This window comes from Pseudomonas sp. IT-P395 (assembly GCF_949767675.1).
Classification (GTDB): domain Bacteria; phylum Pseudomonadota; class Gammaproteobacteria; order Pseudomonadales; family Pseudomonadaceae; genus Aquipseudomonas.
Genome location: NZ_CATKPW010000022.1, coordinates 489,657 through 502,080, shown reverse-complemented (window position 1 = coordinate 502,080; position 12,424 = coordinate 489,657). Strand labels below are relative to the sequence as shown.

At 60.4% G+C, this 12,424-nt stretch carries 10 protein-coding genes; 3 read left to right on the top strand and 7 right to left on the bottom strand.

Translation table 11 applies throughout. From position 1 onward, the window contains the following. Nucleotides 1–41: 41 nt before the first annotated feature. Nucleotides 42–512: an Lrp/AsnC family transcriptional regulator gene (locus ACM6IN_RS17575; RefSeq protein WP_007913818.1), complete on the bottom strand. Its 471-nt coding sequence runs from the start codon at nt 510–512 to the stop codon at nt 42–44. Between the two features lie 126 nt (nt 513–638). Between ACM6IN_RS17575 and ACM6IN_RS17570 the strand changes: the two genes are divergently transcribed. The 3 genes from ACM6IN_RS17570 (at nt 639) to ACM6IN_RS17560 (ending at nt 3,241) form a co-directional block, all read left to right on the top strand. Further along, nucleotides 639–977, top strand: coding sequence for a hypothetical protein (locus tag ACM6IN_RS17570; protein ID WP_095112835.1), 339 nt, complete (start codon nt 639–641; stop codon nt 975–977). A 92-nt stretch (nt 978–1,069) separates the two neighbouring features. Continuing rightward, a complete protein-coding gene (locus tag ACM6IN_RS17565; protein WP_414916437.1) occupies nt 1,070–2,854 on the top strand; it encodes a GspE/PulE family protein in 1,785 nt (594 codons plus the stop codon). A 66-nt stretch (nt 2,855–2,920) separates the two neighbouring features. Beyond that, complete coding sequence (locus ACM6IN_RS17560; protein ID WP_174245147.1) at nt 2,921–3,241, top strand: DUF2388 domain-containing protein; 321 nt, start codon at nt 2,921–2,923, stop codon at nt 3,239–3,241. 176 nt (nt 3,242–3,417) lie between these two features. Here the strand turns inward: ACM6IN_RS17560 and gcvP are convergent, their stop codons facing one another. The 6 genes from gcvP to ACM6IN_RS17530 form a co-directional block, all read right to left on the bottom strand. Beyond that, a complete protein-coding gene (gene gcvP, locus ACM6IN_RS17555; RefSeq protein ID WP_414916436.1) occupies nt 3,418–6,291 on the bottom strand; it encodes an aminomethyl-transferring glycine dehydrogenase in 2,874 nt (957 codons plus the stop codon). A 206-nt stretch (nt 6,292–6,497) separates the two neighbouring features. Continuing rightward, on the bottom strand, nt 6,498–6,881 hold the full coding sequence (gene gcvH, locus ACM6IN_RS17550) for a glycine cleavage system protein GcvH (RefSeq protein ID WP_414894586.1): 384 nt from the start codon (nt 6,879–6,881) through the stop codon (nt 6,498–6,500). A gap of 47 nt (nt 6,882–6,928) precedes the next feature. After that, nucleotides 6,929–8,011 carry a glycine cleavage system aminomethyltransferase GcvT gene (gene gcvT, locus ACM6IN_RS17545; protein ID WP_007911214.1) on the bottom strand — a complete coding sequence of 361 codons (1,083 nt, stop codon included), beginning with the start codon at nt 8,009–8,011 and terminating at the stop codon, nt 6,929–6,931. 155 nt (nt 8,012–8,166) lie between these two features. Beyond that, nucleotides 8,167–9,783 (bottom strand): ABC transporter permease, encoded by a 1,617-nt coding sequence (locus ACM6IN_RS17540; protein ID WP_414894584.1) that lies wholly within the window; start codon nt 9,781–9,783, stop codon nt 8,167–8,169. Nucleotides 9,784–10,028: 245 nt separating this feature from the next. Continuing rightward, nucleotides 10,029–11,033, bottom strand: coding sequence for an extracellular solute-binding protein (locus ACM6IN_RS17535; RefSeq protein WP_016772637.1), 1,005 nt, complete (start codon nt 11,031–11,033; stop codon nt 10,029–10,031). 164 nt (nt 11,034–11,197) lie between these two features. Continuing rightward, nucleotides 11,198–12,415: a 2-octaprenyl-3-methyl-6-methoxy-1,4-benzoquinol hydroxylase gene (locus ACM6IN_RS17530; RefSeq protein WP_162835966.1), complete on the bottom strand. Its 1,218-nt coding sequence runs from the start codon at nt 12,413–12,415 to the stop codon at nt 11,198–11,200. Nucleotides 12,416–12,424 lie beyond the last annotated feature (9 nt).

The following is a 12,424-nucleotide window of genomic DNA, read 5'->3' as shown; positions in this document are numbered from 1 at the left end:
CCGCCCCATGGAGGAGCTGCCGCAGGCTGCGATCTTTTGCTTTATCGCAACACAGGCAAGCTGGTGGTGGACTTGATCTCCGATAACGCCACAATCGAATTCACTTCCTGTATCCCCGGCACCAGCGACAGCTTCTCGAAGAAGAACCGCTCATACGCCTCGATGTCCGCCGCAACAATGCGCAGTAAAAAATCCACCGCCCCCATCAATACATAACACTCCAGCACCTCCGGAAACCCGCGAATCGCTTCGGTGAACTCAGTGAAGTTCGAACGCCCGTGTGCGTTGAGTTTGATCTCGGCAAAGATCTGCGTATTCAGGCCAATTTTCTTGCGATCGAGCAAAGTCACCTGCCCGCGAATGATCCCCTCTTCTTTCATCCGCTGAATCCGCCGCCAGCACGGCGATTGCGACAGGCCGACCTGCTCGGCGATCTGCGCGCTCGAGAGCGATGCGTCCTCTTGCAGCAGGGCGAGAATCTTGCGGTCGTAACTGTCCAGCTCGCTGTGCATAGAAAAACCTCAATAACCGGATTATGCGAATTAATCTTTTCGATCAACCGTCATTAACGCCGATCATAGCCAAGAAATACCCCGCGCCGAATGTAAAAATTCCTCCAGATATTTTGGAGACTTGTCATGCCGCACCTCGAAGCCGTCACCTCCCCGCCAACCCGCGCCGATGTCTGGAACGTCAGCAACGCCCATTGCCTGGCGCAGTATCAAATCCTTGCCGAGGCTGAACCGGATCTGCTGGTGCGGGTGTTGAATCTGTTCGCGTTGCAGTTCCTCACGCCCGAGCAGGTCAACGTGCAGCGCATGGACGATCTGCTGTCGATCGACCTGGTCATGGGCGGTCTCAGTTGGCATCGCGCGCAAGTGATCGCGGAAAAACTTCGTAACCTGATCAGCGTTTGCTCGGTGAATCTGCAAAACGCCGACAGCGCTTGGGATGCGCGGACGCAAGCGGCCGGCTGACAAATCCGGCAACGCCTTTGTCGGGTAGTGGCCCAACGGTCTACCGGGCCGCGACTATCCTTTTGCGCACTGTCGTTCAAAAGGAAGCCCGCATGTCCGTTCAATTCGCCACTCAGGACCGCTGGCTGGAGCTCAATGATGTGCTGCGTGAACTGGTCGCCCAGGGTTTTATCTGCCAGGACTCGGCGGAGCAGGCGCTGAATGCGCGCCGCCGTCACGCCGCGAATGGCCAGATGCACCCGCTGGAATTCATCGCCAGCCAGCAACTGGACGACCTCAGCCGTCCGGGCAAACACCTCGACCTGGAAAGCCTGACCCTCTGGCTGGCGCAACAGGCCGGCCAGCCTTATCTGCGTATCGATCCGCTGAAAATCAACGTCGCCGCGATCACGCCGCTCATGTCCTACGCCTTCGCACAACGACACAAGATCCTCGCCGTGGCGGTCGACCGTGATGCGGTAACCGTGGCCAGCGCTCAGCCTTACGTCACCGGTTGGGAAGCGGATCTGACTCACGTGTTGAAGCTGCCGATCAAACGAGTGGTGGCCAACCCGGCGGATATCCAGCGCTTCAGCGTCGAGTTCTTCCGCCTGGCGAAATCGGTCAGCGGCGCCAGCAATGCCGATCAGCAGAGCGGTAACCTCGGCAACTTCGAACAACTGCTCAACCTCGGCGCCAGCGATCAGGAGCCGGACGCCAACGACGCGCACATCGTCAACATTGTCGACTGGCTGTTCCAGTACGCCTTCCAGCAGCGCGCCAGCGATATCCACATCGAACCGCGGCGCGAGCAAGGAACGGTGCGGTTTCGCATCGACGGCGTGTTGCACAACGTCTATCAATTTCCGCCGCAGGTGACCATGGCGATCGTCAGTCGCCTGAAAAGCCTCGGGCGGATGAACGTCGCCGAAAAGCGCAAACCGCAGGACGGCCGGGTCAAGACCAAGACTCCGGATGGCGGCGAAGTCGAACTGCGGCTTTCGACCCTGCCTACAGCGTTCGGTGAAAAAATGGTCATGCGGATCTTCGATCCGGAAGTGCTGCTCAAGGATTTCGATCAGTTGGGTTTCAGCGCCGATGACCTGAGGCGCTGGCAGGACATGACGCGCCAGCCCAACGGCATCATTCTGGTTACCGGGCCGACTGGTTCGGGCAAGACCACCACGCTCTACACCACGCTGAAAAAACTGGCGACGCCGGAAGTGAACCTTTGCACCATCGAAGACCCGATCGAAATGGTCGAGCCGGCGTTCAACCAGATGCAGGTGCAGCACAACATCGACCTGAGCTTCGCCGCCGGCGTGCGTGCGCTGATGCGACAAGACCCGGACATCATCATGATTGGCGAGATCCGTGATCTGGAAACCGCTGAAATGGCGATTCAGGCGGCGCTCACCGGGCACCTGGTGCTGTCGACGCTGCACACCAACGACGCACCCAGCGCGATCAGTCGTTTGCTCGAACTCGGCGTGCCGCACTACCTGATCAAAGCCACCGTGCTCGGCGTCATGGCCCAGCGTTTGGTGCGCACCTTGTGTCCGCATTGCAAGGCGCCACTAACGCTGGAAGACGAGGATTGGCAAACCCTGACACGCCCGTGGCAAGCGCCGCTGCCGGGCAACGCGCAACGTGCGATCGGTTGTGTGGAATGCCGCGACACCGGCTATCGCGGCCGCGCCGGTGTCTACGAAATCATGCAACTGAGCGATAGCCTCAAGGCTTTTATCACCCCGGACACCGACCTCACGACGATTCGCCGGCAGGCGTTCAAGGAAGGCATGCGCAGTTTGCGTTTGTCCGGTGCGCAAAAAGTCGCGGCAGGGCTGACGACGGTTGAGGAAGTGCTCCGGGTGACGCCGCAGAGCGAGCAGAAATAGCCCATCACGGAACTGGATCGGGGGAATGGCAATCCAACGCCCTAGTTAACCCCCAGGAGTCACCTCATCATGCGTCTCAAACTTGCTGTTGCCACACTGGCCTTGCTGTCCCTTCCCGTTGGTTCGGCCATGGCGGACAGCTTTTGGCGTAACGTCATCTCGTCCGGCGCCACCACCGGTTCGACCTACCTGACCTTCAAGGATCACAAGCTGATCATCGCCGCGCAGGACGATGCCGGCAGCTTCGTTGCCAGCGACGGCGGTATTCGTGGGCCGTATCTGGAAGCAGCGATGCAGAAAGTCCGCGCCGACAATCCGGGCCTGCAGGCGTCGGACATGGAACTGGCGAACGCGATTCTGGCGAAAAACGCCGTGGCGTCCGAGTAACAAAAAATGCCGCTCAATCGAGCGGCATTTTTTTGCCCGGATTTCAGATTCACCACAATCCCTTGTAGGAGTGAGCCTGCTCGCGATAGCGGTGTATCAGGCAAATTTTCCGGTGACTGATCCACCGCTATCGCGAGCAGGCTCACTCCTACAGGGGAACTGAGTGGACCTAAGTATCAGCGGTAGTCGTCCACCGGGACGCAGGCGCAGAACAGGTTGCGATCGCCGTAGACATTGTCGACCCGATTCACCGCCGGCCAATACTTGTGCGCTTTCGTGTGCGCATCCGGGGTAATTCCTTGCTCGATGCTGTACGGCCGCTCCCACACCCCGGTGACATCCGCCAGGGTATGCGGCGCGCGTTTCAGCGGGTTGTCCTCGGTCGGCCAGTTGCCGTTCTGCACCTCAGTGATTTCCGCGCGAATACTCAACATTGCACCAATAAATCGGTCCAGCTCTGCTTTGGATTCACTCTCGGTCGGCTCGACCATCAAAGTCCCCGGTACCGGGAATGACATGGTCGGTGCATGGAAGCCGTAATCCATCAGACGCTTGGCTACGTCTTCCTCACTGATGCCGGTCTGCGTTTTCAACGGTCGCAGGTCGAGAATGCATTCATGAGCCACACGCCCGTTGCGTCCTGTGTACAACACCGGGAACGCGCCGGATAAATGCTGCGCCAGGTAATTCGCCGCCAGGATCGCCACTTCACTGGCATCGGCCAATTGCGGCCCCATCATGGCGATGTACATCCAGCTGATCGGCAAAATGCTCGCGCTGCCCCACGGTGCTGCGCTGACGGCGCCGTTCTGCGCCAACGGCCCATCGATTGGCACCACCGGATGATTGGCGACGAACGGCGCCAGGTGCGCACGAATACCGATCGGCCCCATGCCCGGCCCACCGCCGCCATGGGGAATGCAAAAAGTCTTGTGCAAATTCATGTGCGACACGTCGGCGCCGATGTCCGCCGGCCGCGCCAGCCCGACCTGCGCATTGAGATTGGCGCCGTCCATGTACACCTGACCACCGTGTTTGTGGATAACTTCGCAGATCTCGCTGATGCCCTCCTCGTACACACCATGGGTCGACGGATAAGTCGCCATCAGGCACGACAACTTATCCCCAGCCTCGGCGGCTTTCGCTTTCAGATCCTGCAGATCGACGTTGCCCGCCTCGTCGCACTCAACGATCACCACACGCATCCCGGCCATTTGCGCCGAGGCCGGGTTGGTGCCATGGGCCGAGGACGGAATCAGGCAGATATCCCGCGCGCCCTGCTGACGGCTCTCGTGATATTTGCGGATCGCCAGCAGACCGGCGTATTCGCCCTGGGCGCCGGAGTTGGGCTGCATGCAGATCGCATCGAACCCGGTGATTGCGCAGAGCCAGCGCTCCAGTTCTTCGATCATCAACGTATAACCGACCGCCTGCTCACGCGGCACGAACGGATGCAGGTTAGCGAACTGCGGCCAGGTGATCGGGATCATTTCGCTGGTGGCGTTGAGTTTCATGGTGCAGGAGCCCAGCGGGATCATTGACTGGTTGAGCGCCAGATCCTTGTTTTCCAGTTGCTTGAGGTAGCGCAGCATCTCGGTTTCGCTGTGATGCGCGTTGAACACCGGATGACGCAGATACGGTGTTTGGCGTTGCAGGTTGTCGGGAATGCCTGAGGTCAGCGCCTCGGCGTCGAGATCGACGACGGTCAACCCATGATCAGCCCCGAGCAATACATCGAAAAGTCTGGCGACGGTGGCTTCATCGCAGGTTTCGTCGAGGCTCAGCCCTACCCGCCCACGGCCGAGAATTCTCAGGTTGATCTGCGCAGCCTGAGCACTCTCGATGATCGCCGTTTGCGCACCGCCGACGTCCAGCGTCAGCGTGTCGAAGAATTGCGCATTGATCCGGTTGATCCCTTTGCGCTCAAGTCCTGCGGCCAGAATGCAGGTCAGCCGATGGACGCGCTGGGCGATACGCTTCAAGCCTTCCGGCCCGTGATAGACCGCGTAAAAACTGGCGATGTTGGCCAGCAATACCTGCGCCGTACAGATGTTCGAATTGGCCTTCTCACGACGAATATGTTGCTCACGGGTTTGCAATGCCATGCGCAACGCGACGTTGCCCCGGGCATCTTTCGACACACCGATGATCCGCCCGGGAATCGCCCTTTTGTATTCCTCGCGGCTGGCAAAGAACGCCGCGTGCGGGCCGCCATAACCCATTGGCACGCCAAAACGCTGCGAGGAACCGAACACCACATCTGCGCCCAACTCTCCCGGGGGTGTCAGCAGTAGCAAGCTCAATAAATCAGTAGCGACACAAGCCAATGCCTGTTGCGCATGCAAGTGATCGATCGCCGGACGCAGGTCGCGAACCTCGCCATGAGTGTCCGGATATTGCAGCAGCGCGCCAAACACCTGATGCTGCTTCAAGTTATCCACAGCGTCGATGATCAGCTCGAAACCGAAGCCTTCGGCACGGGTCTGCACCACGGAAATGGTTTGCGGGTGGCAGTTCTCATCGACGAAAAACAGATTGCTCTTCGACTTCGCCACACGCTTGGCCAGTGCCATGGCTTCCGCCGCTGCCGTGGCTTCATCGAGCAGCGAGGCATTGGCCAATTCGAGGCCGGTGAGGTCGATGGTCAGCTGCTGAAAGTTCAGCAGCGCTTCGAGTCTGCCCTGCGCGATCTCGGGCTGATACGGCGTGTACGCGGTGTACCAACCGGGATTTTCCAGCACGTTGCGCAGGATGACGGTTGGCGTCAGGGTACCGTGGTAGCCCATACCGATCAGGCTGGTCCAGACCTGATTCTGCTCGGCGTAACTGCGCAGCTTGGCCAGCGCGGCTTGTTCATCCAGCGCCGCCGGCAGGTCGAGCGCGCGATTGAAGCGAATGCCTGGCGGCACCGTTTGCTCGATCAGTTCGATTCGACTACCGAGGCCGAGGCTGTCGAGCATCGCCTGCTGTTCGGCAGCATCGGGGCCGAGGTGACGGCGCAGAAAAGCGTCGGGGTCGCGTAACTGGCTCAGGGACGGCAACTGGGACATGACGGGCTCTCTCTTGGCTGGCGCTCGGCGTCAATGCAACACGGTCAAACCAGCATAGCAGTGCCCTTGAAGATCAAAAGATCGCAGCCTTCGGCAGCTCCTACAAGATGTACACCATCCTCCTGTAGGAGCTGCCGAAGGCTGCGATCTTTTGATCCTAAAAAAAAAGCCCCGACAAGTCGGGGCTTTGGGGTGTTGCTTAACGCTTACTCGCCGATGACAGCCTTGTACGCTGCAGCATCCAGCAGCTTGTCCAGCTCAGCCTTGTCGCTTGGCTTGAGCTTGAAGATCCACGCGCCATACGGGTCGGAGTTCAGCAGCTCGGGCGAGGCGCCCAGTTCTTCGTTGATTGCGATGACTTCACCGCTGACCGGCGAATAGATATCGGAAGCGGCTTTCACCGACTCGACCACACCGGATTGATCACCGGCAGCGAACACCTTGCCCACTTCGGTCAGTTCGACGAACACCACATCGCCCAGCGCTTCCTGCGCGTGATCGCTGATGCCCACAGTTACGGTGCCGTCGGCTTCCAGACGGGCCCATTCGTGACTTTCGGCAAAACGCAGTTCGGCAGGGATATCGCTCATCTTCGGTGTCCTCAAGAAATTGTCAGCGGGCTGCCCGCCGGAAAAGGTTAGATCAAAGTTTTGCCATGGCGTACGAAGGTCGGTTTGACCACTCGTACCGGGTACCACTTGCCACGGATTTCCACTTCGGCGCGGTCGGCGGTGGCCATCGGCACACGCGCCAGGGCAATCGATTTGCTTAGCGTAGGAGAGAAACTACCACTGGTGATCTCCCCTTCGCCAACATCAGCGATGCGAACCACTTGATGAGCGCGCAAAACACCGCGCTCTTCCAGCACCAGGCCGACCAGTTTGTGTGCAACACCGGCGGCTTTTTCCGCTTCCAGCGCGGCGCGGCCGATGAACTGGCGCGTAGTCGGTTCCCAGGCAATGCTCCAGGCCATGTTCGAGGCCAGCGGCGAAACGTCTTGATGAATGTCCTGACCGTAAAGGTTCATACCGGCTTCAACCCGCAGAGTGTCGCGGGCACCGAGGCCGATCGGGGAAATGCCGGCACCGACCAGATCGTTGAAGAACCCCGGCGCCTGACTGGCCGGCAGACAGATTTCCAGACCATCCTCACCGGTATAACCGGTCCGGGCGATAAACCAGTCGCCATCGGTATAGCCTTCGAAGGGTTTGAGGTGCTGGATCAGCGTGGCGCGCGACTGGGTCACCAGTTCGGCAATCTTGTGCCGGGCCTGCGGACCTTGAATGGCGAGCATCGCCAGTTCGGCGCGTTCGTGCAGTTGCACGTCGTAATCGCCGCGCTGCGCGTTCATCCAGGCCAGATCCTGATCGCGAGTGGAGGCATTGAACACCAGGCGATAACAGTCATCGAGACGATAGACGATCATGTCATCGACGATGCCGCCGCGCTCGTTGAGCATGGTGCTGTACAACGCACGGCCGGGGCGGTGCAGGCGGTCGACATCATTGGCCAGCAGATGCTGAAGCCAGGCCTTGGCCTGACTGCCGGTGACATCGATCACGGTCATGTGGGATACATCGAACACCCCGCAATCGCGGCGCACTTCGTGGTGCTCCTCGACCTGCGAGCCGTAATGCAGTGGCATGTCCCAACCGCCAAAATCGACCATCTTCGCGCCTAAGGCGAGATGCAGGTCATACAGAGGCGTACGCTGTCCCATGGGTTTCTCCTTCCGGGCGTGGCGAAGGTGCGGACAGCCGCTGCACGGGTGAAAGCCTTGAAATAGAAGGCTCTCAGCCGATTCCAGCGAACAGGTCTGTCAGACTAACCGCACCGAATGCCGCGCATTGTAGCCGCATGATTCAGGACTGACGACTAAGTGTTTCTGTGCGCAGAACGGCGAATCAGTCCGATGACCGGCAATAAGCCGACCAGAACCAGCGTCAACGCCGGCAATGACGCCCGTGCCCATTCGCCTTCGCTGGTCATTTCAAAGATCCGCACCGCCAGCGTGTCCCAGCCAAACGGGCGCATCAGCAGGGTCGCGGGCATTTCCTTGAGCACATCGACGAACACCAGCAACGCGGCGCTCAGCGTGCCGGGCAGCAACAGTGGCAGATACACTTTGAAAAACAGTCGCGGCCCACTGACACCGAGGCTACGTGCTGCTTCGGGCAAAGATGGCCGTATACGCGCCAAGCTGTTTTCCAGCGGGCCGTACGCGACAGCGATGAAGCGCACCAGATAGGCCATCAGCAGAGCGGCCAGACTGCCGAGCAGCAGCGGTTTGGCAGCGCCGCCGAACCAGCCTGACAGTGGGATCACCAGCTCACGGTCCAGATAACTGAACGCCAGCATGATCGACACCGCCAGCACCGAACCCGGCAAGGCGTAACCGAGGTTGGCCAGACCAACCCCGGAGTTGATCGCTGGCGTCGGCGCCAGTCGCCGAGCGAACGCTAGCAGTAGGGCAACACTGACCGTAATCAGCGCCGCCATGCCGCCCAGATACAGGGTGTGCAGGATCAGCCCGGCGTAACGCTCATCCAGATCGAAACGTCCACGCTGCCAGAACCAGACGATCAGTTGCAGCATCGGGATGACAAAAGCGCAGGCGAAGACCAATCCGCACCAGCTCATCGCCGCGAGCGCCTTGAATCCACGCAGGTGGTACAGCGCCTTGACCCGTGGCCGCTCGTTGCTTGCCCGATTAGCCCCGCGCGCACGGCGTTCACCGTAGAGCACCAGCATCACCACCAGCAGCAACAGGCTGGCCAGTTGCGCCGCGCTCGACAGGCTGAAGAAGCCGTACCAGGTTTTGTAGATCGCCGTGGTGAAGGTGTCGAAGTTGAACACCGACACCGCGCCGAAATCCGCCAGGGTTTCCATCAGCGCCAGCGCCACACCCGCACCGATGGCTGGCCGCGCCATCGGCAATGCCACGCGCCAGAAGGCTTGCCACGGCGATTGCCCGAGCACCCGCGCCGCTTCCATCAAGCCCTTGCCCTGCGCGAGGAACGCGGTGCGCGCCAGCAGGTAAACATAGGGATAGAAGACCAGCACCAGCACGATGATCACCCCGCTGGTGGAGCGCACCCGTGGCAGGCGCAGGCCGGTGCCGAACCATTCGCGCAGCAAGGTCTGCACAGGGCCGGCGAAGTCGAGCAGGCCGACGAAAACGAAGGCCAACACATAGGCGGGAATGGCGAAAGGCAGCATCAGTGCCCAGTCGAGCCAGCGCCGCCCGGGGAATTCGCAGAGGCTGGTGAGCCAGGCGAGGCTGACACCGAGCAGCGTCACACCGACACCGACGCCGACGACCAGCGTCAGGGTGTTGCCCAGCAGGCGTGGCATCTGGGTTTGCCACAAGTGCGACCAGATCTGCTGATCGATGGTTTGCCAGGAGAGCAGCAGGACACTCAGGGGCAACAGCACCAGCGCGGCGATGGCGAAGACGATGGGGTACCAGCGGCGTTGGGCGGGGTGGGCCACTTTTGGGTCTCTGGGGGGATTGGGGTGTTCTTGGATTAGGTATTTCAGGTTGGGATTGTTGCCCTCACCCTAGCCCTCTCCCAAAGGGAGAGGGCTAGGGTGAGGTGCTCATGCAAGCTACATCGAACTGAGATATTGAGTCGAACTCAAGTTTCGAAAACAACACAGATCGGCTCCCTCTCCCTTGGGAGAGGGCTGGGGTGAGGGGCTGCGATCTTGAAGCAGACAAGTCTATCGGAAAAGCCTCAATTCCAACCCGCCCGATCCATCATCCGGATCGCTTCAGCCTGACGCTTGCCCGCCACTTCCACCGGCAACGTATCGGCAATGAACTTGCCCCACGCCGCTACTTCTTCCGAAGGCGCCACCGCCGGGTTGGCCGGGAATTCCTGGTTCACATCAGCAAAAATCTTCTGCGCCTCAGGCGTGGTCATCCACTCAACCAAAGCCTTGGCCGCTTCCGGGTGCGGCGCATGTTTGGTCAAGCCAATGCCGGACAGGTTCACGTGCACACCACGATCGGCCTGGTTCGGCCAGAACAGTTTCACCGGCAACTCCGGTTTCTGCTTGTGCAGGCGGCCGTAGTAGTACGTGTTGACGATGCCGACGTCGCACTGCCCGGCGTTGATCGCTTCGAGCACCGCAACGTCATCGGAGAACACGTCGGTGGACAGGTTGTTGACCCAGCCCTTGAGGATCTTCTCGGTCTTCTCGGCGCCATGGACTTCGATCATGGTCGCGGTCAGCGACTGGTTGTAGACCTTCTTCGCCGTGCGCAGGCACAGGCGCCCTTCCCAGTTCTTGTCGGCCAGCGCTTCGTAGGTGGTCAGCTCGCCCGGCTTCACGCGTTCGGTGGAGTAGGCGATGGTCCGCGCGCGCAGGCTCAGGCCAGTCCAGGCGTGAGTGGACGAGCGATATTGCAGGGGAATATTGGCGTCGATGGTTTTCGAGGTGAACGGCTGCAAGATGCCCATCTGCTCGGCCTGCCAGAGGTTACCAGCGTCGACGGTGAGCAGCAGGTCGGCGGTGGCGTTTTCACCTTCGGCCTTGATGCGCTGCATCAGCGGCGCTTCCTTGTCAGTAATGAACTTGATCTTCACCCCGGTCTTGGCGGTGTAGGCATCGAAGACCGGTTTGATCAGTTCATCGATGCGCGACGAGTAAACCACCACCTCATCAGCGGCCTGGGCCGTGGTGCTGCCGATCAGAGTCAAGGCCAGTGCGGTCAGAAGACGCTTGGGTGCCAACATGGGAGTGGTCTCTCGGTCGGGAAATGTGGGCCAAATGATAAGGACTCACATTTACCACCTCAATCGAACTCTTTTTGAAGGAGTTACCAGATGTTGCATGATTGACCGCCACCCCTGTAGGAGTGAGCCTGCTCGCGATGAGGCCATCAGCAGCAACGAAAAGATCAAGGCTTTGCGAGCGCCGGAAGATCACCCGTCAACCCGAGGGCCTCCCGCACAAATAACGCCTTCGCCTCCGGCATCTGCTCAACCAGCTTCAACCCGGCATTCCTTAACCAACGCACCGGCAACGGATCAGCCTGAAACAACCGCTCAAACCCTTCCATCGCCGCCATCAACGCCAGGTTATGCGGCATGCGCCGACGCTCGTAACGGCTCAACACCTTCACATCGGCCAAACGCTCACCGCGTTCCGCCGCCTGCAACAGCACTTCAGCGAGCACCGCCGCATCAAGGAAACCCAGATTCACACCCTGCCCCGCCAACGGGTGAATGGTGTGCGCCGCATCGCCGATCAACGCCAAGCCTTCAGCCACATAGCGTTTGGCGTGGCGCTGACGCAGCGGCACGCACAGTCGCGGGTCAGCACTGATTACCTCACCAAGACGCCCCTCAAAGGCGCGCTCCAGCTCACGGCAGAAATCCGCTTCATCCAGCGCCATCAAACGCTCGGCCTCGCTCGGCGTGGTCGACCAGACGATCGAACACCAATCCTGCTGCCCGTCACGTTCCAATGGCAAAAACGCCAACGGCCCGTGATCGGTAAAACGCTGCCACGCGGTCATCTGGTGCGGTTTGCTGCTGCGCACACTGGTGACGATGGCGTGGTGCAGATAATCCCACTCACGCGTCGCCACACCGGTCAGACGTCGCACTGCCGAATTGGCGCCGTCAGCGGCAATCACCAGCGGCGCGCGTAACTGTCGACCATCGGCCAGCGTCAGCAGCCAGTCATCGCCCGAGCGGCGCATCTGTTCCAGCCGCGCATTGGCCAGCATGCCCAGATCGCAATCGTGCAAACGGTCGAGCAAGGCATCCTGCACTACGCGGTTTTCGACGATATGACCGAGTACCTCGGCATGCACGCTGCTCGCCGAGAAATGAATCTGCCCGGTGCCGCTGCCGTCCCAGACGTGCATGTCGGTGTACGGGCTGCTGCGGCGTTTGGCGATGCCGTCCCACACGCCAAGGCGTTCGAGAATCCGCTGACTGGCGGCCGACAAGGCGCTCACGCGCGGTTCAAACGCCGCGTCGGCATCGAACGGTTTGACGCTCAGCGGGCTGCCATCGAGCAGCAGGACTTCCAGGCCGCTGTCCTGCAGCGCCAACGCCAAGGCGCTGCCGACCATTCCGGCTCCGACAATCAGCAGATCTGCGCGCATTTCCATGCT

What these genes read in the sequence shown, in the direction of transcription:
- ACM6IN_RS17575 (WP_007913818.1), bottom strand. Translation starts at nt 512, where the DNA reads ATGCACAGCGAGCTGGACAGTTACGACCGCAAGATTCTCGCCCTGCTG.
- ACM6IN_RS17570 (WP_095112835.1), top strand. Translation starts at nt 639, where the DNA reads ATGCCGCACCTCGAAGCCGTCACCTCCCCGCCAACCCGCGCCGATGTC.
- ACM6IN_RS17565 (WP_414916437.1), top strand. Translation starts at nt 1,070, where the DNA reads ATGTCCGTTCAATTCGCCACTCAGGACCGCTGGCTGGAGCTCAATGAT.
- gcvP (WP_414916436.1), bottom strand. Translation starts at nt 6,291, where the DNA reads ATGTCCCAGTTGCCGTCCCTGAGCCAGTTACGCGACCCCGACGCTTTT.
- gcvH (WP_414894586.1), bottom strand. Translation starts at nt 6,881, where the DNA reads ATGAGCGATATCCCTGCCGAACTGCGTTTTGCCGAAAGTCACGAATGG.
- gcvT (WP_007911214.1), bottom strand. Translation starts at nt 8,011, where the DNA reads ATGGGACAGCGTACGCCTCTGTATGACCTGCATCTCGCCTTAGGCGCG.
- ACM6IN_RS17535 (WP_016772637.1), bottom strand. Translation starts at nt 11,033, where the DNA reads ATGTTGGCACCCAAGCGTCTTCTGACCGCACTGGCCTTGACTCTGATC.
- ACM6IN_RS17530 (WP_162835966.1), bottom strand. Translation starts at nt 12,415, where the DNA reads ATGCGCGCAGATCTGCTGATTGTCGGAGCCGGAATGGTCGGCAGCGCC.